Source organism: Actinomycetospora sp. 2LY8.5 (genome assembly GCF_057180585.1).
The window spans coordinates 1-20767 of the sequence record NZ_JBXUHE010000014.1 but is presented as its reverse complement, the minus strand read 5'-3'; the positions used below and the strand labels follow the sequence as shown (position 1 = coordinate 20767).

General features: G+C 74.3%; 19 protein-coding genes. 10 read left to right on the top strand and 9 right to left on the bottom strand.

What is annotated here, in order from left to right:
- Position 1: 1 nt before the first annotated feature.
- Together AC2A1K_RS17015 and AC2A1K_RS17010 are read right to left on the bottom strand one after the other, a co-directional pair.
- The gene (locus AC2A1K_RS17015) at positions 2 to 1909 is read right to left on the bottom strand and encodes an oxidoreductase (protein ID WP_483897488.1); all 1908 of its coding nucleotides are present in this window, start codon (positions 1907 to 1909) and stop codon (positions 2 to 4) included.
- Positions 1906 to 3885, bottom strand: a complete 1980-nt coding sequence (locus tag AC2A1K_RS17010; protein ID WP_483897487.1) for an oxidoreductase — start codon at positions 3883 to 3885, stop codon at positions 1906 to 1908. The genes AC2A1K_RS17015 and AC2A1K_RS17010 overlap by 4 nt, the downstream gene beginning before the upstream one ends.
- Positions 3886 to 3944: 59 nt before the next feature.
- Between AC2A1K_RS17010 and AC2A1K_RS17005 the strand changes: the two genes are divergently transcribed.
- Together AC2A1K_RS17005 and AC2A1K_RS17000 are read left to right on the top strand one after the other, a co-directional pair.
- Positions 3945 to 4583: a DUF1707 SHOCT-like domain-containing protein gene (locus AC2A1K_RS17005; protein WP_483897486.1), complete on the top strand. Its 639-nt coding sequence runs from the start codon at positions 3945 to 3947 to the stop codon at positions 4581 to 4583.
- Between the two features lie 195 nt (positions 4584 to 4778).
- Positions 4779 to 6308, top strand: coding sequence for an Hsp70 family protein (locus tag AC2A1K_RS17000; RefSeq protein ID WP_483897485.1), 1530 nt, complete (start codon positions 4779 to 4781; stop codon positions 6306 to 6308).
- Between the two features lie 41 nt (positions 6309 to 6349).
- On the opposite strand, the gene AC2A1K_RS16995 is transcribed toward AC2A1K_RS17000, so the two are convergent.
- Positions 6350 to 7069 (bottom strand): HAD-IA family hydrolase, encoded by a 720-nt coding sequence (locus AC2A1K_RS16995; RefSeq protein ID WP_483897484.1) that lies wholly within the window; start codon positions 7067 to 7069, stop codon positions 6350 to 6352.
- Positions 7066 to 8010, bottom strand: a complete 945-nt coding sequence (locus AC2A1K_RS16990) for a phosphoribulokinase (RefSeq protein WP_483897483.1) — start codon at positions 8008 to 8010, stop codon at positions 7066 to 7068. Before AC2A1K_RS16990 ends, AC2A1K_RS16995 begins: the two co-directional genes overlap by 4 nt.
- A 135-nt stretch (positions 8011 to 8145) precedes the next feature.
- On the opposite strand from AC2A1K_RS16990, the gene AC2A1K_RS16985 reads away from it, so the two are divergent.
- Together AC2A1K_RS16985 and AC2A1K_RS16980 are read left to right on the top strand one after the other, a co-directional pair.
- Positions 8146 to 8808, top strand: a complete 663-nt coding sequence (locus tag AC2A1K_RS16985) for a response regulator (RefSeq protein ID WP_483897482.1) — start codon at positions 8146 to 8148, stop codon at positions 8806 to 8808.
- A gap of 34 nt (positions 8809 to 8842) precedes the next feature.
- Entirely contained in the window at positions 8843 to 10051 is a 1209-nt protein-coding gene (locus AC2A1K_RS16980; RefSeq protein WP_483897481.1) for a GAF domain-containing sensor histidine kinase, read from the top strand.
- A gap of 43 nt (positions 10052 to 10094) precedes the next feature.
- On the opposite strand, the gene AC2A1K_RS16975 is transcribed toward AC2A1K_RS16980, so the two are convergent.
- The 5 genes from AC2A1K_RS16975 to mftA all read right to left on the bottom strand — a co-directional run bounded on the left by AC2A1K_RS16975 (position 10095) and on the right by mftA (position 13809).
- Positions 10095 to 11114 (bottom strand): class I fructose-bisphosphate aldolase, encoded by a 1020-nt coding sequence (locus AC2A1K_RS16975; RefSeq protein WP_483897480.1) that lies wholly within the window; start codon positions 11112 to 11114, stop codon positions 10095 to 10097.
- A gap of 323 nt (positions 11115 to 11437) precedes the next feature.
- A complete protein-coding gene (locus AC2A1K_RS16970; RefSeq protein WP_483897479.1) occupies positions 11438 to 11764 on the bottom strand; it encodes a hypothetical protein in 327 nt (108 codons plus the stop codon).
- Positions 11765 to 12110: 346 nt separating this feature from the next.
- A complete protein-coding gene (mftC, locus tag AC2A1K_RS16965; RefSeq protein WP_483897478.1) occupies positions 12111 to 13379 on the bottom strand; it encodes a mycofactocin radical SAM maturase in 1269 nt (422 codons plus the stop codon).
- The gene (gene mftB / locus AC2A1K_RS16960) at positions 13376 to 13699 is read right to left on the bottom strand and encodes a mycofactocin biosynthesis chaperone MftB (protein WP_483897588.1); all 324 of its coding nucleotides are present in this window, start codon (positions 13697 to 13699) and stop codon (positions 13376 to 13378) included. The genes mftC and mftB overlap by 4 nt, the downstream gene beginning before the upstream one ends.
- Before the next feature lie 35 nt (positions 13700 to 13734).
- Positions 13735 to 13809 (bottom strand): mycofactocin precursor MftA, encoded by a 75-nt coding sequence (gene mftA, locus AC2A1K_RS16955; RefSeq protein ID WP_274283867.1) that lies wholly within the window; start codon positions 13807 to 13809, stop codon positions 13735 to 13737.
- 145 nt (positions 13810 to 13954) lie between these two features.
- Here mftA and AC2A1K_RS16950 point away from each other — a divergent pair, with 145 nt between their 5' ends.
- The 6 genes from AC2A1K_RS16950 to mftM all read left to right on the top strand — a co-directional run bounded on the left by AC2A1K_RS16950 (position 13955) and on the right by mftM (position 20571).
- Entirely contained in the window at positions 13955 to 14542 is a 588-nt protein-coding gene (locus AC2A1K_RS16950; protein WP_483897477.1) for an acyl-CoA-like ligand-binding transcription factor, read from the top strand.
- A complete protein-coding gene (locus tag AC2A1K_RS16945; protein ID WP_483897476.1) occupies positions 14539 to 14913 on the top strand; it encodes a GntR family transcriptional regulator in 375 nt (124 codons plus the stop codon). The genes AC2A1K_RS16950 and AC2A1K_RS16945 overlap by 4 nt, the downstream gene beginning before the upstream one ends.
- Positions 14914 to 15336: 423 nt before the next feature.
- Positions 15337 to 16629: an NDMA-dependent methanol dehydrogenase gene (mdo, locus tag AC2A1K_RS16940; RefSeq protein ID WP_483897475.1), complete on the top strand. Its 1293-nt coding sequence runs from the start codon at positions 15337 to 15339 to the stop codon at positions 16627 to 16629.
- 97 nt (positions 16630 to 16726) lie between these two features.
- Complete coding sequence (locus tag AC2A1K_RS16935; RefSeq protein ID WP_483897474.1) at positions 16727 to 18007, top strand: AAA family ATPase; 1281 nt, start codon at positions 16727 to 16729, stop codon at positions 18005 to 18007.
- Between the two features lie 30 nt (positions 18008 to 18037).
- On the top strand, positions 18038 to 19582 hold the full coding sequence (locus tag AC2A1K_RS16930) for a VWA domain-containing protein (protein WP_483897473.1): 1545 nt from the start codon (positions 18038 to 18040) through the stop codon (positions 19580 to 19582).
- Complete coding sequence (gene mftM, locus AC2A1K_RS16925; RefSeq protein ID WP_483897472.1) at positions 19579 to 20571, top strand: mycofactocin oligosaccharide methyltransferase MftM; 993 nt, start codon at positions 19579 to 19581, stop codon at positions 20569 to 20571. The genes AC2A1K_RS16930 and mftM overlap by 4 nt, the downstream gene beginning before the upstream one ends.
- Positions 20572 to 20767 lie beyond the last annotated feature (196 nt).

The window sequence follows — 20767 nt, the reverse complement described above, 5'->3', positions numbered from 1 at the left end:
CCTAGGTGCACGCCACTCCCACACCGTGTCCGGCTGCCGTGCCCTCGCGGACGGCGGCGTCGATGCCGCGGGGGGCGACGCAGTCGCCGACCCGGACGACGGGGACGTCCGTGACCAGCGACGGGACCACCGGCGTCGGCGGGCCCGCGGACACCACCCAGTCGGCGGGCCACGGGGTCACGACCCCCCTGAGGTGCTCGAGCACGTCCACCACCAGCCCCTCACGCGCCGCGAGCACCACGCGGTCGGTGTGCTCGGCGATCCCCACCTCGGCGGCCCGGCGGCGCCAGCGCTCGCGGTCGAGGGTCGCGGTGAGGTCGCCGGCCGCGACGAGCGCCGGGGTCAGCGTCGCCACGTCGGCACCCCGGCGCGCCAGCAGCTCCGCGGTCGACGTCGCCGCGTGCCCGCGCCCGGCGTCGACGACGAGCACGCGCCCGCTCGGCGCCGCCCGGCCGGCGAGGACGTCGGTGACGTCGACGACCCGCTCGAGCCCGCCCGCCCAGGACGGGAGCGCCGGGGTGGCCCCGGTCGCGAGCACCACGGCGTCGACACCCTCGACCGACGTGATCTCCGTGCGCAGCGCGACGCGGACCCCGAGATCGCGCGCCTCGTGCGCCAGGTCCGCGACGAGGTTCGCCAGCTCCCGGCGCTCGGGTGCCCGGGACGCGAGCGCGAGCTGCCCGCCGAGGACGTCGCTGCGCTCGGCGAGCGTGACCGCGTGCCCGGAGCGTGCCGCCGCGACCGCCGCCGCCAGCCCTGCGGGCCCGCCGCCGACCACCAGGACGCGCGCGAACGGGGACGTGGCGCGCGGAGAAGCAGCGAAACGAGGGGAGCACGCCGAGAGGACGTTCGCTGCCTCGAAGCCCGCACCAGGGTTCACCGCGCACCCCAGACGCTGGTTGAGCCCCACGCGCGCGATGCACTCCTGGTTGCAGCCGATGCACCGGCGCACGCGCTCACCGCGCAACGCCTTGCCGGCGAACCCCGGGTCGGCGATCTGTCCGCGCACGACGCCGACGAGGTCGCACGCCCCCGACGCGACGGCCGCACGGGCGTGCGACGGCGTCGTGAAGCGCCCGACGCCGATCACCGGCAGCGACACGGCCGCCCGCACCGCCGCCGGCACGTGCGCGGCGTAGCCCGCGGGGACGCCCATCGGCGGTTCGATCAGCGGCAGGGTCCGGGTGGCGACGCCGACGGCGGTGTTCACGTAGTCGACGTGCGGCTCCACCGCCACGGCCACCCGCACCGCGTCCTCCGTGCCCAGCCCGCCGGGCAGACCCTCGTCGCCCTGCACCCGCACGCCGAGCACGCGGTCCGGTCCGAGCGCGGCGCGCACGGCCTCGAGCACCGCGAGCAGGAACGGCAGCGCCCGCGGCGACCGTGACGAGAACAGCTGCCGGATCAGCGACGCCTGCGAGCACTGGATCTCGACGCCGTCGAGCCCGCCCGCCGCCACGTGCGCGCCCACCCGTCCGAAGCCCTCGACCAGCCGCGACCAGTCGGCGACGGGCCGCGGCACCTCCCGGAACATCGGGTCGGGCTGGTCGTCCGCGCCGTCCACCGGCGCCCGGGAGTAGATCGACGACGACTGCCCACCGTTGTGCCCGACCTGCGCGAGCACCAGCGCGCCGTGCTCGTGCACCGCGTCCGCGATCGCCCGGTACCCCGGGACGACCGCGGGGTCGGTGCCGTCGACGAGCTTCTCGTAGGGCCGGTCGGCGGGGTCCGCGGACTGCTCCTCGGTGATCACCAGCCCGGCACCGCCCGCGGCCCGCGCGCCGTAGTACGCCGCGTGCTGGGCGGTCGGGCGCCGCGCCACCGCCGCGTTCGTCAGGTGCGCGGGGAAGACGATCCGGTTCCGCGCGACGAGGGGTCCGAGCCGGACGGGGTCGCCGAGATCGCTCACGCCAGCAGCTCCCGCGCCGCCGCACGGCCTTCACGGATCGCTTCGGCCACGGTCCGCGGCGCCACCGCGTCCCCGACGACCACCAGCCCGGACCGAGCCGGCACCGACGGCGCCCGCCGCGGTCCGGCGTCGACGAGCACGGCGGCGGGCAGCGTCGACACCGCGCCGGTCACAGCGTCCTCGACGGTCACGACACCGCCGGCGAAGGACCTCACCGACGCCTCGGTCACCCGCCGCACGCCGGCCCGCGCGAGACGCGCCTGGGCGTCGACGAGGTCACCGGTGCGCGCCAGCCCCGGCCCGACGAGCAGGCCCGGCGCCACGATCGCCACCTCGCGTCCCTCGGCCGCGAGCCGCTCCGCGAACGCGACCGCCGCCCCGTCACCCGGCGGGTCGTCGACGACCACCGGCCCGGCCGGCAGGCCGTCGCGCAGCGCCGCGACGATCGGCGTCCCGAGGCCCGGCCGGTCGACACCCCCGCACGCCAGGACGACCCGCCCCGCCGCCGCGACGAGATCCCGGGGGCTTTCCTGGCGTCCACCGTCGGCGTGGCCCCTCTCGGCGTGCTCGTCTGATCGCAGGAACGCCCCGCGCCCCGCGAGCCCCGACATCGGGCCGGCGGCGACGCCCAGGGAGATCGGCACGCCCAGGGAGATCGGCACGCCCAGCGCCTCGAGCTGGGAGACGTACCAGTCGACCAGCCGCGCGAACCGCTCCCGTCCGGGCAGGCCGGCCACCAGGGGCAACAGTCCGCCCGGTGCCGAGGAACTCTCCACCACCCGCACCGGGCAGCCCGCCCGCGCCAGCGTCCGCGCCGCCTCCAGACCCGCCGGCCCCGCCCCGATCACGAGCACGGGCTCCACGGACCGCCCGATCACCCGCTCGGGCACCTCGGGCACCTCGGGCACCTCGGGTGCCGCGACCGTGCACGAGATCCGCGGGTTGCGGACGTCGCGCACCCGGCACTGCTGGTTGGTGAGCACGCACGGCCGCGGCGCGACACCGGCGCGGACCTGCGCCACGAGATCGGCGTCCGCGAGCTGGGCGCGGGTCATCTCGACGAGGTCGGCGTCCCCGGACGCCACAGCGTCCGAAGCGCGATCCACGTCCACGACACTCCCCGCCAGCACCGTCGCCACCCCCGCCACGCGGACGGCAGCGCACGCACCACGCAGGAACCCGGACGACGTGTGCGCGTCCGGCCGCGTCGCGCCGACCGTCAGCGCCGAACCCCGCACGGGCACGACGAGGTCGACGAAGGAGCTCACCCGCGACAGCGCGGACCGCGCGGACGCCGGTGTGATCCCCGCCCACGGCGCCATCTCGTCCACCGTCAGCCGCAGGCCCACCACGGCGTCCGGCCCGACCGCCTCGCGCACCGTGGCGAGCACCTCGACCAGCAGCAACGCCCGGTCCGCGCCGTAGGCGTCGTCGCGGTGGTTCGTCAGCCCGGACAGGAACTGCCGCAGCAGCGCGTGCTGGCCCGCCTGGATCTCCACCCCGTCGCACCCGGCGTCGACCGCGGCCGCGGCAGCCGACGCGAACCCGGCCGCGACCGCAGCGATCCCGGCCGACGACAGGACCGCCGGCACCTCCCCGCTCGCCGGGTCCGGCACCGCCGACGGCGCCCACAGCGGCCCGCGCGTGTAGCCCGACGAGCCCTGCCCGCCCGTGTGGCCCAGCCCGGCGAGCACGAGCGTCCCGTACGGCCGGCAGGCCTCGGTGACCGCGGACCAGCCGACGGAGCAGAGGGACGCCAACGGCGCGTCCTCGTACGGATGGTCCTCGGCGACGACGGAGGCGACCTCGGTGACGACGACGCCCGCGCCGCCGCCCGCGCGGGCCCGGTAGTGGGCGACGTGGTCGTCACTCAGGGCGCGGGGGTGGTGCGGATCCGCGAGGTGCGTGACGTGCGGACCGAACAGCACCCGGCTCGGCGCCGTGCGCCGGCCGAGCACGATCTCCTCGCCCAGCACCCGCGGCACGGTAGTCGCGGCCCCGGACGGCGGGGCGCCAGGCGTCTAGATTGTCCGGTATGAACGGAGGCGACACCACCGGTCGGCGATCCGACGATCGCGCGACGGAGGAGAGCGGGCGTCCGTCGCCTCGACCGGAGAACCTGAGGGCGGGCGACTCCGACCGCGAGGCCGTCGCCGAGATACTCCGCACCGCGCTGGGCGAGGGCCGCCTGGAGCTCTCCGAGGTCGACGAGCGCCTCGCCCAGGTCTACGCCGCCAAGACCTACGCCGAGCTCGAGCCCCTCGTCGCCGACCTGCCGGCCACACTGCCGTGGCAACACCACCCGGCGAGAAGGCCCGCCGACGACCAGCCGCTGCACATCACCGCCGGCTGGTCGAGCGAGAAGCGCACCGGCGCCTGGCGGGTGCCGTCACGGATCATCGCCGAGGCCTCGATGTCGGACGTCAAGCTGGACTTCCGCGAGGTCACCACGTCGCCGCCGCGCATCGATCTCGAGATCAAGGGCGGGATGGGCAGCGTCGTGCTCGTGCTGCCCGAGGGCTGGTCGGTCGACACCGACGAGCTGCGATCGGCCTGGGGCACGGTGAAGAACCGCCACCACGCCGAGGCCGCACCGGGCCGTCCGACGATCCTCGTGACCGGGTCGATCGGGATGGGCACGTTCAAGACGCGCGGGCCGTACTTCTACGAGTAGATCCCCGACGTGAGCAGCGCCGTGGTGGCTGGAGACGCTCGCGGCGGCGGCGGGTGCGCGGGCGGCCGGGTGGGGGTCCCGCGCCTGAATCGGCGGGTCCGCCCCGCGCCGGGTCGGGTCTTCCCTACTCCTCCTCCGGCTCCCGGCGAGCACGCTGATCATCACCACAGCAGGAGCCCGCCGGAGGAGACGACGATGACCTACCAGCTCGGTGTCGACCTCGGCGCCACCATCACCACCGCCGCCGTCCACCGCGCCCCCTGGGCCGGGGTCGTCCCCCTCGGCGAGCACAGCGCCGCGATGCCGTCGGTCCTGCTGTGGCCGGCCGAGGGCGCGCCGCTGGTCGGCGACGCCGCCGTCGCGCGGGCCGATGCCGAGCCCGGCCGGGTCGCCCGGGGCATCCGCCCGCGGCTGACCGACCCGCACCCGTTCCTCCTCGACGGCTCCCCGTTCGCGGCGGGCGCGCTGCTCGGCGTCCTGTTGCGGCGGGTCGTCGACGTCGTCGCCGAGCGCGAGGGCGGCGCGCCCGAGGGCGTCGTGCTCACGCACCCCGCCACCTGGGGTCCCGCGGAGCTCGAGGCGTTCGGCGCCGTCGCCGCGTCCCTCGGGCTGGGGCAGGTCGGGTTCGTGTCCACCGCCGAGGCGGCCGCGACCGAGCACGCCGCCGGGCGCAGGCTCGCCGACGGCGTGACCGTCGCCGTCGTCGAGCTCGGCGTCGGCGGCGTCGACGCCGCCGTGCTGCGACACCGGGCGGGGAGGTTCACCGTCATCGGCACGCCCGAGGCCAGGTCGCACGAGGGGGACGCGGAGCCGGACGACCGGGTGACCGCCGACCTCCTGCGGCGCACCCTCGTGAGCGCGCAGGTCGCGCCCGCCGACCTCCACAGCGTGCTGCTCGTGGGTCGCTCGACCCGGCTGGGGTCGGCCGCCGCGGCCCTCGGCGGCGAGATCGGGCGCGCCGTCACGACCGGCGTGGAGCCCGAGCACGCCGTCGCCGTCGGCGCGGCGATGGTCGCCGGGCAGCGCACCGTCACCGACGTCATGACCGGCATGGCGTCCTTCACACCGAGCCCGGCGACCCCCCGACCGTCCCGCCCTGCCCCGTCCGCTGCGCACGACCCCGCCACCGGCCCCGTGGGTCCGCCGGTGTCCGGGCCGGTCTCCGGGCCGGTGTCCGTCCCGCTCGCCGCCCCGTCGCTCGCCCCCCGCCCGGCTCCCTCGGCCCCCTCGGCCCGGCGGTCCCGACGGTCCCGGCGCCACGGCCTGGCGATCGCCCTCGCCGTCGGCGCGATCGCGCTCGGCGCGCTGGGGGGCGGCGCGATCGCGCTGTTCGGGGCCGTGGCCCCGGCGGCAGCCGAGTCGCCCGCGGTCGCCCCGCCGGCCCCGCCCGTCGCCGTCGCCGTCGCGGCGACCACCACGACCGCGCCCGCGGCCCCGTCGACCGCCGCCGTCACCAGCCCGTCCACCCGATCCGCCGCCACCGAGCGGGCCACCCCGCGCACCCGCGAGACCACCCGCGCCGCGCGCCCGAGCTCGGGCTCGGGCTCGGCGGGCTCCTCGGACCGCCGGCCGGACAGCTCGAGCAGCAGCGGCTCGCACCACGACGACGACACCGGCCACGACGACCCGGACCACGACGGCGACACCGGCACCACCCCCGGCGGCGACACCGGCCAGACCCCCGGCGGCACCGACACCACGCCCGGGACCAACCACACCTGGTGAGGCCGGCGGTGTCCGGTGGGCCGTCACTGTCTGATGACCCGTCAGAAGGCGCGGACGCGGGGGGTGCGGACGAGGGCGGTGCCCAGTTCGGCCGCGGTCAGCGGGGTCGGCGCATCGAAGGCCTCGCGCACGATCGCCGCGCCGGTGAGGTCGTGGTCGGCGGTGTAGCCGTTGGTCACGACGACCGTCGCGAGCCCGGCCGCCAGCGCCGCCGCGAGCCCCGGGCCCGAGTCCTCGACCGCGACGGTCCGCGCGGCGTCCGCGTCGAGGCGGGCGAGCGCGAGCCGGTAGGCCTCCGGATCGGGCTTGAGCGCCGCCACGTCGTCCCCGCACACGACGACCTCGGCCGTGCCCTCCCCGAGCAGGTGCCCGAGCAGCGGCTCCACCCACGCCCGGCGGCCCGTCGTCGCCACCGCGATCCGGACGCCGTGGGCACGCAGCTCGTCGACGAGCGCCGGCAGCCCCGGACGCGGACCGATCTCGCCGCGGCGCACGACGTCGAGGAACAGGGAGGTCTTCGTCCGGTGCACCTCGCCGGCGATCTCGTCGGCGTCGTCGAGACCCCGCTCCCGCAACGCGGCCGCCACCCGCCGCCGCCCGCCCGTGATCGCGAGCAGCTCGCCGTAGCGCTCGACGTCCCAGCACAGGTCGAGACGGTGCACCGCGAACGCGTCGTTGAACGCGATCCGGTGCCCGTCGCGCTCGGTGTCGGCGAGGGTGCCGTCGACGTCGAAGACCACGGCGTCCGGGAGACGCGTCACCGCGCGGCGTCCGTCAGGTGGTAGAGCAGCAGGAGCTGGGCGATCGCGAGCGGTTCGCTGCGCGCGTCGCCGAGGCGTCCGAGACCGTCGGGGGTCTCGGTGTCGGGCGTGCCCAGCGAGGTCCAGATCGCCTTCTCCACCGCGAGGCTCTCCTCACGCGGCACGTAGCCGTGGACGTGCAGCGACTCCACGGGCCGCCCGTCGGGGTCGCGCTCGAGCTTGAGGTGCATCGCCCGCGACAGCCCGGGCTGCAGCGCCTCGGTGAGGTCGGGGTGGTCGATCGTCGGGCGCATCATCATCGTCGCCGACAGCGGCGTGTCCGGCGGGTCGTCGCGCCCGGCGATCGGCGCGAACCGCACGACGAGGTCGGCGTTGGCGCGCTGGGGGCGGATGTAGGCCTCGGACTCGGGCTCGCGACGCTGCAGCTCGGCGAGCACCTTCTCCTCGGTGTAGCCGCGCTTGCTCGTGTCGCGCGCGACCTTCCACCCGCGGCGGATCTCCTCGGGCGGGTCGAGGAAGACGGTGACGTCGAAGCAGGCCCGCGAGAGCTTGCTCCACAGCGGGAAGAGGCCCTCGACGATGACGAACTCGGCGGGCTCGACCAGCTCGGGGCGCACGAGCTGCCCGGAGCCGTGGTCGTAGACCGGCTTGAGCACCGGCGAACCCGTCGCGAGCAGCTGCAGGTGCTGCTCCATGATCTCGAGGTGGTTGCAGTCGGGGTGGAGCGCGGTGAACGGCAGCTCCTTGCGCTCCTCCCGGTCGTAGGCGTGGTAGTCGTCGGTGCACAGCGACACGCACCGTTCGGGCCCGAGGGCCTCCACCAACCCCTTGGTCATCGTCGTCTTGCCGGCGGCGCTGTCCCCGGCGATCGCGAGCATCACCGGACGGCGCGACGGCGGCGAGCCGCCGGCGCGCCGGATACGCAGGGACTTGTCGGGCACGAGGTCTCCCTTCCTCGACGGCGACGCTAGGCAGCGCGCAGCGGTCGCGACTCCCCCGTCACGGGGGGTGTCGCGGGGGAGACGGAGCCTGCGGGCTCGACCGCGGAGACGGGGGACGGCTCTAGGGTGGGCGGAATGACCGGGGTCACTCCGCTGCGCGTGGTCCTCGTCGACGACCACGAGATGGTGGTGGCCGGGCTCAAGGCGATGCTCGCGCCGTTCGCCGGCCGGGTCCGGGTCGTGGGCAGCGCCCACAGCGCCCGCGAGGCCCTCGACGTCGCCGTGTCGCTGGCCCCCGACATCGTGCTCTGCGATGTGCGCCTGCGCGGCGACAGCGGCCTCGACCTGTGCCGCAGCCTCGCCGAGCGCGCCCCCGGCCAGAAGGTCGTGCTGCTCTCGGTCTACGACGACGAGCAGTACCTCTACCAGGCGTTACGCGCCGGCGCGGCCGGCTACCTACTCAAGCACATCGGCGGCGAGGAGCTCGTGCGCCACCTGGAGCTCGCGGCGTCGGGCACCACGGTCGTCGACGCGACGATGGCCGGCCGCGCGGCGGCGTCGGCGGCCCGCCTCGAGCGCGACGAGTTCTGGCCGGGCGCGCACCTCGGGCTGACCCAGCGTGAGAGCGAGGTGCTCGCGCTGCTCGTCGCCGGGCACAGCAACCGGGCGATCGCGAGCCAGCTCGTCATCGGCGACGAGACCGTGAAGAGCCACGTGCGGGCGCTGCTGCGCAAGCTCGACGTGCCCGACCGGACGGCCGCCGTGGCCGCCGCGCTGCGGGAGGGGGTCTTCCGATGACGCCGGGACACGGAGCGACGCGGGAGCTGGACCCGTGACGAGGGGTCTCGGGCTCGCCGACCCGGAACGCGAGAACGCCGTCCTGCTCGCGATCATCGAGGCCGCCACGAGCGGTCCGGGCGTCGAGCCGCTCGCCGCCGCCGTCGCGCGCGTGATCACCGAGGCGACGGCCACCGATGTCTGTTTCGTGCACGTCCTCGACGACACCGAGCCCTCGCTGACCCTCGCGGGCGCGACGCCGCCGTTCGACGCCCAGGTCGGCGCGGTGCGGCTGCCGCTCGGCACGGGCGTGACGGGCTGGGTCGCGAGCCACCGCGAGCCCGTCGTGATCCCCGCCCAGAAGCAGGACGACCCGCGCTACGTCGCGATCCCCGAGCTGCGCGGCGAGCAGTACACGTCGATGGTGTCGGTGCCGATGGAGAGCGAGCCGGCCGGTCTGGTCGGGGTGCTCAACGTGCACACCGTCGCGCGCCGGGAGTTCGACGACCGCGACGTCCGGGTGCTGCGCACGATCGGGCGGCTGGTCGCGGGCGCGGTCCACCAGGCCCGGATGCACCGGCGGCTCGCGGCCCGCGAGGAGGCGCACGGGCGGTTCGCGGAGCAGATGGTGGCCGCGCAGGAGGTCGAGCGGCGGCGGCTGGCGCGGGATATCCACGACGGCATCTCCCAGCGCCTGGTGACGCTGTCGTTCCACCTCGACGCCGTGCGCACGTTCCTGGACCGGGCCGAGGCGGCGGCCGCGCGGACGGACCTCACCACCGCCTGCGACCTCGTCCTCACCACGCTCGACGAGGCCCGCGCGGCGATCGGGGCGCTGCGCCCGCCAGTCCTCGACGACCTCGGGCTCGCCGGCGCCCTCGCCGCCCTCGCGCGCGGGCTGCCCGACGTGCACGTCGTGCTCGACCTCGACGACCGCCGGCTGCCCGAGCACGTCGAGGTGGCGCTGTACCGGATCGCCCAGGAGACCCTGCAGAACGTCCTCAAGCACGCCGGGGCCGACGAGGTCGAGGTGCGCCTCGGCGTCGCCGAGGACGGTGCGCACCTGGTGCTCGCCGACGACGGTGTCGGGTTCGACCCGGCGACCGGGAGCCGCGGCTACGGCCTGGCCTCGGTGCGCGAGCGCGCGGAGCTGGTCGGCGGCACGGTGCGGGTGACCTCGCGGCCGGGCACCGGGACCACGGTCACCGTCACCGTCCCCCTCGACACCGCGCCGAACAACGAAGGGTCCGCCGAGAACACGTGAGTGTCCTGCGCACGGCCGGCCCGCACCCCCTCGGACCTCGGGATCAGGCGGCGACGGCGCGCTCCACCTCGCGGCGCAGGGCGGCCCGCCCCGCGTCCTGCGCGGCCGGGTCGCCGCGCCACGCGAGCAGCGCCGGCGACACGAGCGCCCGGCCGAACGAGAACGTCAGTGGCCACGGTCCGCCGCGGCGGCGGATCGCGGCGAGGTTCGCCGCGGCGATCGCCGAGGGCTGGCCGCCGGAGAGGAACGCGACGCCCGCGAGCTCGTCGGGCATCGTGGCGCGCAGGGTGTCGACGGTGGCGCGCGCGACCTCGTCGGGGCCCGCCGTCTGCCGCGCGCCCTCGCCCGCGGTGACCATGTTCGGCTTGAGCACCATCGCCGCCGGGTCGACGCCGGCGCGGTCCAGGGCGCGGGACAGTGTCGCGAGCATCCGGGCGGTCGCGGCCGCGCAGACCTCGATGCGGTGCCCGCCGGCGCTGAGGATCTCGGGCTCGACGACGGGCACCAGGCCGCCGGCCTGGCAGGTGCGCGCGTAGGACGCGAGGGCGTCGGCACCTGCCTCGAGGGCGCGGCTCGACGGGCGGCCGGCGCCGAGCGGCAGCACCGCGCGCCACTTCGCGAACGTCGCGCCGAGCGCGACGTACTCCGCGACCCGGGCGGCGAGGCCGTCGAGTCCCTCGGTCAGCGTCTCGCCGTCCTCGCCACCGTCCAGCGGCACGGTGCCGGTGTCGACCTTGATGCCGGTCCGGATCCCGGCCTCGGTGAGCGCGGCGGGGAACGGGCGCCCGTCGGCGAGGTGCTGGCGCAGCGTCTCGTCGCAGAGGATGACCCCGCTGATTCCGTCGGCGAGACCCTCCCCGCTCAGGAGCAGCTCGCGGTAGGCGCGGCGGTGCTCCTCGCTCGGCGCGACGCCGACGTCCTCGAGGCGCCGCGACATCGTCCGCGGGCTCTCGTCGGCGGCGAGGATCCCGCGCCCGCCGGAGACGAGGCGCGTCGCGGTGGCGCGGAGATCGTCGGTGGTGGTCTCGGTGCTCGTGCTCGTCGTCGTGGCGGTCGTGATCACGGCGGTCTCCTCGGCGTTCGGGTGACCCCGACGCTAGGTACCCGGTGGCGCCCCGGCGTCCCCTGCGCGGTGGAGCGGGCGGGGGACCTGTCAGCGGCGTGCCGCCGCTGACGCCGAGTGTCCGTAACGCCACGCGCTCGATCCGGAAGCTTCGGCGGTCCGTGGGTCGGCGGCGGGCCCGGACCGTGGCCCGACCCGACGTGGGGAGTACGCCCCGGGCCACCACCACGGCAGCCGCCACCACCACGGCAGGTGGTCGGGCTCCGGGTCGTGGAGGCCGCGACTCCGGGTCTCCGGCTCCTCGACCGGTTCGTCGGACTGTCTCAGCCCTCGCGGAGCACCCGCAACGTCGGCCGCGACACCGGCGCGTCCTCGACCCGGTCGACGTCGTGGACCAGCCGCAGCACCGGTCCGCGCGAGTCCACGGGCGCGGCGCCCTCCTCGATCACCGTCAGGGCCTCGACGAGACAGTGCAGCAGCGCTTCCCGCGGCACGGAGCGGGAGATCCACACCTGCCGGGAGTCCACGTCGGCGACCCACGCCGTCCTCCCGTCGAGCGGGACCCAGTAGACGCTGACGCCCGCGTCCGCGAGCAGCGGCAGGGCGGCGAGGGCTTCGGGCTCGGGCGCGGACGGTGAGGACCCGGTCATGCTCGGCCCAACGAGCAGATCATGGAACCGGATCGGAAGTGGGTACGTCCGGCCTGATCTGTCTGCGCAGGCGACCGAACGTCTTCCGCGAATCGGAGTCAGGTCGCGACCGGGGACGCCGCCGGGAGCGGCGCGAGGATCGGGCGCACGATCCCCGCGTACTCGTGCAGGTGCGTGGCCCGCGGGAGGTGCGTCCCCGGGCGGCTCGACCAGCGGCGCGCCCAGCCCCTCGGCGACCCACCGCGCCGCCCCGGCCATGCAGTGCAGGTTCGCGACCGGCGGGAACTGCGTACGGGCCGAGGTCACCCCGGTACCGCGAGGATCGCCCGCGGCACCGGGGGAGAATTCAGCCGACGCGAATACCGGCGGGCAGGCGCGTGCCCTCACCGGCGAGCGGGTCGGAGTCGCAGGCGCGGTCCGGACGCCGCACCGACAGGGTCAGCGGCACCGGTCCGGTTCCACCGGTCGAACCCCGCTGCGCCCCGCCTCCCGCGCTCTTGCGCGGACCCCGCGTCGTCCTGTGCGAGTGGTCGAGCGACGGCTTGGGGACGACCCGCTGAAGATCACTGCCCATCTCCAGCTTCGCCAGCTCGCGCTCGCCGTTGCCGAGCACGCACTCGGGGTCGGGACCGTCGAGCGGCAGGCCGGTGAAGAACTTGGCCGCCATGCAGCCGCCCTGGCAGGCGTCGTAGTGCGAGCACTGGGTGCACGCCCCACCCGACTGCGGCCCGCGCAGCTCGGCGAACAGCTCGCTGTCCTGCCACACCGTCCTGAACCCGCCCTCGGACCGGACGTTGCCGGCGAGGAACTGGTCGTGGATGGCGAACGGGCAGGCGTAGACGTCGCCGACCGGGTCGATCAGGCACACCACGCGCCCGGCACCGCACAGGTTGAGCCCGGGCAGCTCCTCGCCGAACGCGGAGAGGTGGAAGAACGAGTCACCGGTGAGGACGTCCTCGCCACGCGCGACGAGCCAGTCGTAGAGCTGGCGCTGCTGCTCGCGGGTCGGGTGCAGCTCGTCCCACGAGTCCGCGCCGCGGCCGCTGGGACGGAAGCGGGTGATGCGCAGCTGGGCGCCGTACCTGTCGGCGATCGCCTTGAAGTCGTCGAGCTGGTCGACGTTGTGGCGGGTCACGACGACGCTGATCTTGAACTGGCCGAAACCCGCCTCGTGCAGGTTCTCCATCGCCCGGATCGCGGTGTCGTACGAGCCGGGGCCGCGGACGTGGTCGTTGACCTCGGCCGTCGCGCCGTCGAGGGAGATCTGGACGTCGACGTAGTCGGTCGCCGCCAGCTGCTGCGCGCGCGCCTTGTCGAGCTTGACGCCGTTCGTGGAGAACTTGACGCCGACGTCGTGGGCGATCGCGTAGTCCAGCAGCTCCCAGAAGTCGCTGCGGACCGTCGGCTCGCCGCCGCCGATGTTGACGTAGAAGACCTGCATGCGCTGCAGCTCGTCGATGACCGCCTTGCACTCCTCGGTGGAGAGCTCATCGGGGTCGCGGCGCCCGGAGCTGGACAGGCAGTGGACGCACGACAGGTTGCAGGCGTAGGTGAGCTCCCAGGTCAGACAGATCGGGGAGTTCAGGCCTTCGACGAAGTGGTCGACGAGCTTCATGAGGTGGCGTCCCCCTCGGTGGTGGCGCGGGGCTGGATCGTGCCCGCCTGCGCGAGGCCGGCGAGGGCCTTCAGGTACTGGTCCCGCTGGTGTGCTGGAACCCCGGCCGCCTCGAGGGCGCCGTGGACGTCGGGGTGGTCGGCGAGCGACTCGACGACCTCGACCAGGAGCCGGGTCTTGAGGAACGAGAGCCGCCGGGTGTGGAAGTCGTACACGAGGGCGCCGAAGGTCTCCGGGCGCACCGACACCGATCCGGAGATCCGGTAGGGCGCGTCGGGCGAGAACCCGTCGACGCCGGCGGGGATGGCACCGCGGTGCATGCCCTGCGGTCCCGCCCCCGCCGCCGTCGTCGGCATCAGTAGACGCCGCACATACCGTCGATCGAGACCTCTTCGACGAGGGTCTCCTCGACCAGCTCCTGCTCCTCCATCGCGTCCTCCTCACCAGTGGCGCCTCGGGCCGGGGGGAACGCTAAGCGGCACTCGGTGCCACCACCAGGCCCGGACCGGGTGGGAAACACCCCTCCGGACAGGGGGGACGACGCGCCCCTCCCCGTGGTAGAGGATGGGCACGTGGTGACGACGAGGAGCGCGCGCCGGGTGCCGGTCGCCCAGCGCCTCGAGCACGTCGCCCTGGAGTTGTTCGCGTCGCAGGGGTTCGACGAGACGACCGTCGACGAGCTCGCCGTGGCCGGTGGCGTCGGCCGGCGGACGTTCTTCCGGTACTTCCCCACCAAGCTCGACGTCGTGCTCGGCGAGCTGGACGACGGACTCGCCGCGCTGGTCGCGGTGCTCGCCGACGAGCCGGGCGACGACCCGGTGGCCGCCGCGCGCGCCGCCTTCCTCGCCGTGAACCGCTACGCCGACGCCGAGCTGCCCGCACTGCGCCGACGCCTCGGGCTCATCGAGGAGGTGCCCGAGCTCGCCGCGCGGGCTGCGGTCCGCTACCGCGACTGGGAGCAGGCCCTCGCCGCCGACGCCGCGCGCCGGTGGGGCACCCACGCGTCGTCGTTGGGCGCGCAGGTGTTCGGGCGATCGGTCGTGGCGTCGATGCGCGCGGTCTTCAGCGCCTGGCACGTGCGGCCCGAGGCGAATGCCGAGGCGCTCGGCGCTCTGGTCGAGGAGGCGTTCGACGCCCTGTCGCGGGGGTTCGCGCCGCGGTGAGCCGAGCTGCCGACGACCTCATCGACCTCGACCCCGCCTCGACCGACCCGCCCTACGAGCAGCTGCGCGCCCGGGTCACCGAGCTCGCCCGCACCGGCGCGCTGGCCCCGCACACCCGCCTGCCCGCCGTGCGGCGCCTCGCCGGCGACCTGAACCTCGCGCCCGGCACCGTCGCCCGCGCCTACCGCGAGCTCGAGGCCGCCGGCGTCGTCGAGACCCGTGGGCGCCTCGGCACGTTCGTCGTCGGCGCCGGCACCGCCGCCGACCCGGCCCGCGAGCTCGCCGCCGAGTACGCCCGCCGCGTCACGGCGCTCGGCGTCTCCCGTGAACGCGCCCTCGACCTCGCCCGCGCGGCCCTCGCCGACACCTAGCAAGCCATGGTCGCGATCCCGGTGACGAGACGTCGCTGATCCGCGTGCGTTCGTCACCGAATCGGCGATCTTGCTCCGTGCGCCCGGCCCGGCACGAGCGAGGGACGCCCTCGCTGCGCCCCACGCACCCAGGGACGCCCTCGCTCCACCACCCCGCCACCAGTGCGCCCCGACAGGTCCTCCGTCCCCTCCCACCCCGCGCTCCTTATCGCGCAGGAATGGCAACAACACGCATAGCACAACGCCGCACGGTGGGCAGGCACGCAACCTGCCCGAAGGTCCAGGACGGGCACCGTCGCCGTGGTCGGGATCACCGCGGGGCCCTGTCCCGGTGACCGGGGCCACCCTTAGCGTCGCGCCGGATCGCGAGGGGCCCGCCCGCTGGGCCGGGCTCCCGGACCGACCCCGGACGAGAGGACTGCCATGCAGGTTGACGAGCTGCTCAAGCCCTTCCCGATCAAGGAGTTCCACCCGTTCCCCCGGGCGCTCCTCGGGCCCGGCTCGCACGAGATGATCGGGCCGGAGGCGTTGAAGCTCGGATTCAAGAAGACGCTGATCATGACGTCCGGCCTGCGCGGCACGGACATCGTCCACAAGATCAGCGAGTCCATGAAGTACCACGGGATCGACACCGTCATCTACGACAAGGTGGAGTCGAACCCCAAGGACTACAACACGATGGACGCCGTGAAGCTGTACCAGGAGAACTCCTGTGACAGCTTCGTCTCCATCGGCGGCGGTTCCTCGCACGACGCCTGCAAGGGCGCGCGCGTCTCGGTGGCGCACGACGGCCGCAACGTCAACGAGTTCGAGGGCTTCAACAAGTCCGAGAACCCGAAGAACCCGCCGCACATCGCGGTGTCGACCACGGCCGGGACGGGCTCGGAGACCTCCTGGGCCTACGTCATCACCGACACCACGACGGACCCGAACAACCCGCACAAGTACGTCGCGTTCGACGACGCGTCGGTGACCACCCTGGCCATCGACGACCCGGTGCTCTACTACGACTGCCCGATCGACTTCACCGCCCAGTGCGGTTTCGACGTCCTCGCACACGCCTCGGAGCCCTACGTCTCGCGGCTGAACTTCGAGCCGAGCCTGGGCAACGCGATCCGCGCCATCGAGCTCACCGCCGAGCACCTCCGGGAGGCGGTCTGGAACGGCCAGGACCTCCCCGGCCGCCAGGGCATGATGTACGCGCAGTACATCGCCGCCCAGGCGTTCAACTCCGGTGGCCTCGGCATCATCCACTCGATCTCGCACGCGGTGTCGGCCTTCTACGACACCCACCACGGCCTGAACAACGCCGTCGCGCTCCCCCGCGTCTGGGCGTTCAACATGCCGGTCGCCTACAAGCGCTTCGCGCGGATCGCGGAGGCCATGGGTGTGGACACCACGCACATGACCGACGTCCAGGCCGCGGAGGCCGCTCTCGCCGCGTCGATCCGTCTGCTGCGCGACGTGGGCATCCCGGAGAAGTTCACCGACGTCACCCAGGACTCGTACTCGAAGAACCGTCTGGGCCAGGGCCCGACGAAGTTCTACGAGAACGAGAAGACCATCACGGGTAACGACGCCGACGTGGACCGCATCACCAACCACGTCCTCGGCGACGCCTGCACCCCGGGCAACCCCAAGGAGTGCACGTTCACGACCGTGCGCCCCGTGGTCGACCACTGCCTCAACGGCGACCTGGACGACCTGCTCAGCTGATCGCCGCACCGGTGCCCGGTGAGGCCCGCCTCTGCGCTGGCCCGCCGGGCACCGGTGTGTTTCCCTCGATCTGCCTCTTTCCCAGGAAGGACCCCGCGTGACCAGCACGACCGAGCAGCCGGGAGACGAAGCGCAGCGGAGCTCGACCGTCGGGAGCAGCTCTCCCTTCGGTTCGGTCGACGAGGTCGTCGACGCGCTCGCGCAGCAGGGCTACATCGCCGACCGGCGCCTCGCCACGACGGTGTTCCTGCTGACCCGGCTCGAGAAGCCGCTGCTGCTCGAGGGCCCCGCGGGGGTCGGCAAGACCGAGCTGGCCAAGATGCTGGCGCTCGCGACGGGCCGGCGCTTCCTGCGCCTGCAGTGCTACGAGGGCCAGGACGAGACCAAGGCCCTCTACGAGTGGGACTACGGCAAGCAACTGCTCTACACGCAGATGCTGCGCGAGAAGATCGCCGAGATCGTCCAGGACGCTCCCGACATCAAGACGTCCGTCGAGCGCATCGCGGCCCAGGACAGCGTCTTCTTCTCCGAGGAGTTCCTCGCCGAGCGGCCCCTCATGGAGGCCATCCGCTCCGACGAGCCCGTCGTGCTGCTGATCGACGAGGTCGACCGCGCCGACGAGGCCCTCGAGGCCGTGCTGCTCGAGACGCTCGGCGAGTTCCAGATCTCCGTGCCCGAGGTCGGCACGTTCCAGGCGGATAACGCGCCCTACGTCATCCTGACCAGCAACAACACGCGTGACCTGGCCGCCGCCCTCAAGCGCCGCTGTCTGCACCTGTTCCTCGACTACCCGAGCGCCGAGCGCGAGCTGGAGATCGTCCGGTCGAAGGACACCGGGCTGCCCGAGGCCACGGCGCGCGAGCTCGTCGAGGTCGTGCGCGGGCTGCGCGAGCTCGAGCTGCGCAAGGCGCCCAGCATCTCCGAGACCATCGACTGGGCGCGCACGCTCGCCGTCCTCGGCGTCGAGGAGCTGAACAGCTCGATCCTGTCCGACACGGTCTCCGTGGTCGTCAAGTACGACAAGGACGTCACCAAGGCCCTGGGCGCGCTGCCGAAGCTGGTCGATCCGAACGCCGAGATCGACGACCACGGCCACGGCCACGGGCACGGGCACGGGCACGAGGACAACGGCCACTCCGGCGGTCCCGCCCCCACCACGTCGCGGCGCGTCCACGACGACGACTCGGACGACGGTCCCGACGGCCGGTCGGTGCGGGCGTCGAAGGACCAGGAGGGGCGCCACGTCGGGCACTACGCGGCCGGCGTGGAGCAGAAGGAGAAGGCCCGCAGCGGCGAGCTCGAGCCGACCAGGCCCCGGAACGTGAGCTCCGGACAGGGCAGCCGCTCGTTCGGGCTGGGCAAGAAGCGGGCGCTCTAGAGGCGGCGAGCACGTCAGAGGAGGCACCGCATGGAGGCCAGCATCCACCGGTTCGTCCGCCTGCTGCGCATCCGCCAGGTCCGGGTCTCGACCTCGGAGGTCGTGGACGCGATGCGCTGCGCGCGCGAGCCGGGTGTCCTCGCCGACCGCGAGACGCTCAAGGCGGGGCTGCGCGTCGCACTGATCAAGGACATCCGCGACGACGCGACCTACGACGAGATCTTCGACGCCTTCTTCGCCCTGGTGAGGATCGGCGACGAGGAGCGCGGGCACGGCCACGGACACGGGCACGAGGACCTCTCGGACGAGGGCGGCCTCGAGAACTTCACGCTCTCCGACGAGCCGGGCGAGACCCCGCAGCAGGGTCACGACCACGGCAAGCCGGTCGACATCAAGGAGTTCTTCGACCCCGACGACCTGGCGCAGCAGTACAACCTGCACCAGGAGGCCAACAAGATCGACCTCGCGTCGATGACCGACGAGATCGTCTTCTCGAAGGACGGCGCCACCGACCAGACGAGCACCGGCGAGAAGGTCCAGATCGAGACCGACCGGCTCCACGGTGGCGGCCTGCCCGGCGAGATCTCCGACGCGGCCGGGACGAAGGTCGACGCCGACCTCGACGTCGCCCAGCAGGAGGCGCTGCTCGGCTGGCTGCAGGGCGTCGAAGAAGACACGGCCGGCTCGGAAGGCGACGAGACCGACGCGATGGCCCTGCGCCGGCGTCTCGCGGGGATGCTCGAGAACCTCCCGGAGGCGATCAAGCGTCACCTCGAGCGGCTCATGGAGATCGAGCAGCGGGTGATCGACGGCGGGCACGCCGACGAGGCCAGCAAGGCCGAGGTCGACCGCGCCGAGGAGCACGAGCGCCAGCAGCTCGAGGACTCCCTGCGCCGGCTGGCCAAGACGCTGCACGGCGCGCTGACCCACAAGCGCCGCGAGTCGCCGCGCGGGCGCATCGACCCGGGCCGCACGATGCGCCGCAACATGCGCTTCGACGGGGTGCCGTTCCGCCCGGTGACCGTGGCGCGCGCCGAGGACAAGCCGCGGCTGGTGATCCTCGCCGACGTGTCGCTGTCGGTCCGGGCCACCGCGCGCTTCACGCTGCACCTCGTGCACGGACTGCAGGACATGTTCGGCCAGGTGCGCTCGTTCGCGTTCGTCTCCGACCTCGTCGAGGTCACCGACCTGTTCGCCGACCACACCGTCGAGGACGCCCTCGGGCTGATCTTCGGCGGGGACCTGATCGACGTCGACGCCAACTCCGACTACGGCACGGCCTTCGGGACCTTCCTCTCCGACCACGGGTCGGCGGTGAACCGGCGCTCGACGGTGATCGTGCTGGGCGACGGCCGGGGCAACGGCAACGACCCGAACACCGACGCGTTCGCCGAGATCACCCGCCGGGCGCGCGAGACGATCTGGCTGACCCCGGAGCCGCGCTACTCCTGGGGGCTCGGGGCGTGCGACCTGCCGCAGTACGCGGAGTTCGTCGACCGCATCCGTGTCGTCCGCGACCTCACCGGGCTCTCCGAGGTCAGCCACGACATGGCGGCCGAGATGATCGGGCGGTGACGGGGCTGGCCGAACCCGGCGCGGCGGCCACCGGGGTCGTGCGCATCGACCCGCTGGCCGCGTCGCACCCCGGGCGCTGGGAGGACGCGGACGTCGTCGTGTGCCACGTCGACCGGGCGGCGGTGCCGGTGCGTCTCGTCGCCGCGCGCCCGCCCGAGCGGGTCACCGAGCACTTCGAGGTGCACCACCCCGGCGGGCGTCTGCTCGTCCTGCACCGCCTGCGCCCCGACGAGCTCGACGACGACATCGCCGGGCTCGTGGCGAGCGAGCTCGCCGGGCTCGTGACCTCGGCCGCCGACTTCGAGCGAGTGTTCACGGGGATCGTCCGCTCGACGATCAACGACCCGCTCACGGCGTGGTCGACGTTCTACGCCAACAGCCTCGCCGTCCTGCGCGACGCTGCCCCGCCGGGTCGAGCTCCCCTCTCGGCGCGCTCTCCTGACCGCCCCGTGTCCCGGGCGCCCGTCGACCCGGACGCGCCCCCGGAGTCCTCGCTGGCTGCCTTCGCGCCCGTGCACGAGCGCGCGCTCGCCGAGATCCGGGGACGCACGGTGCTCGACGTGGGCTCGTGCTTCGGTTTCCTGCCGCTGCGCCTGGCGCAGGAGGGCTTCGACGTCGTCGCCACCGACCACACCCCCGGCACCATGGGCCTGCTCGGCGCCGTGGCGGCGCGCCGGGGCGAGACCGTGCGCCCCGTCGTCGCCGATGCCCGCACCCTGCCCGCGGCCGCGCGCTCGGTCGACACCGTGACCGCGGTGCACCTGCTCGAGCACCTGCCGGTCGCCGACACCGTCACCGTGCTCGACGAGATGCTCCGCGTGGCCCGCCGGCGCGTCGTCGTCGCCGTGCCCTACGAGGACGTCCCCGAGCCCGTCTACGGGCACCTGCGGACGTTCGACCACGCCGCCCTGCACGCCCTCGGCGAGCGCACCGGCCGGCCCTTCGCGGTCGCCGACGACCACGGCGGCTGGCTGGTCGTCGAGGTCTGAGAGGTGTCAGCGGCGTGGCGTCGCAGACACTGAGTGTCCGTAACGCCACGCGCTCGCATGCTCGTGGAGCCGGTCAGACCGGGCAGCCGCTCGCGCGTGCCGCGGCCTGGTCGTCGAGGCGGAACATCGGGCCGGTGTCGGTGGGCGCGTCGTAGTACCGGTGGAACACCGGGGTGAGGCCACCGGAGATCGGCGG

Excerpts from the sequence above, each read along its gene's own strand:
- AC2A1K_RS16930 (WP_483897473.1), top strand. The coding sequence starts at position 18,038 with ATGGAGGCCAGCATCCACCGGTTCGTCCGCCTGCTGCGCATCCGCCAG.
- mftB (WP_483897588.1), bottom strand. The coding sequence starts at position 13,699 with ATGCACCGCGGTGCCATCCCCGCCGGCGTCGACGGGTTCTCGCCCGAC.
- AC2A1K_RS16985 (WP_483897482.1), top strand. The coding sequence starts at position 8,146 with ATGACCGGGGTCACTCCGCTGCGCGTGGTCCTCGTCGACGACCACGAG.
- mftC (WP_483897478.1), bottom strand. The coding sequence starts at position 13,379 with ATGAAGCTCGTCGACCACTTCGTCGAAGGCCTGAACTCCCCGATCTGT.
- mdo (WP_483897475.1), top strand. The coding sequence starts at position 15,337 with ATGCAGGTTGACGAGCTGCTCAAGCCCTTCCCGATCAAGGAGTTCCAC.
- AC2A1K_RS17005 (WP_483897486.1), top strand. The coding sequence starts at position 3,945 with ATGAACGGAGGCGACACCACCGGTCGGCGATCCGACGATCGCGCGACG.
- AC2A1K_RS17000 (WP_483897485.1), top strand. The coding sequence starts at position 4,779 with ATGACCTACCAGCTCGGTGTCGACCTCGGCGCCACCATCACCACCGCC.
- AC2A1K_RS16970 (WP_483897479.1), bottom strand. The coding sequence starts at position 11,764 with ATGACCGGGTCCTCACCGTCCGCGCCCGAGCCCGAAGCCCTCGCCGCC.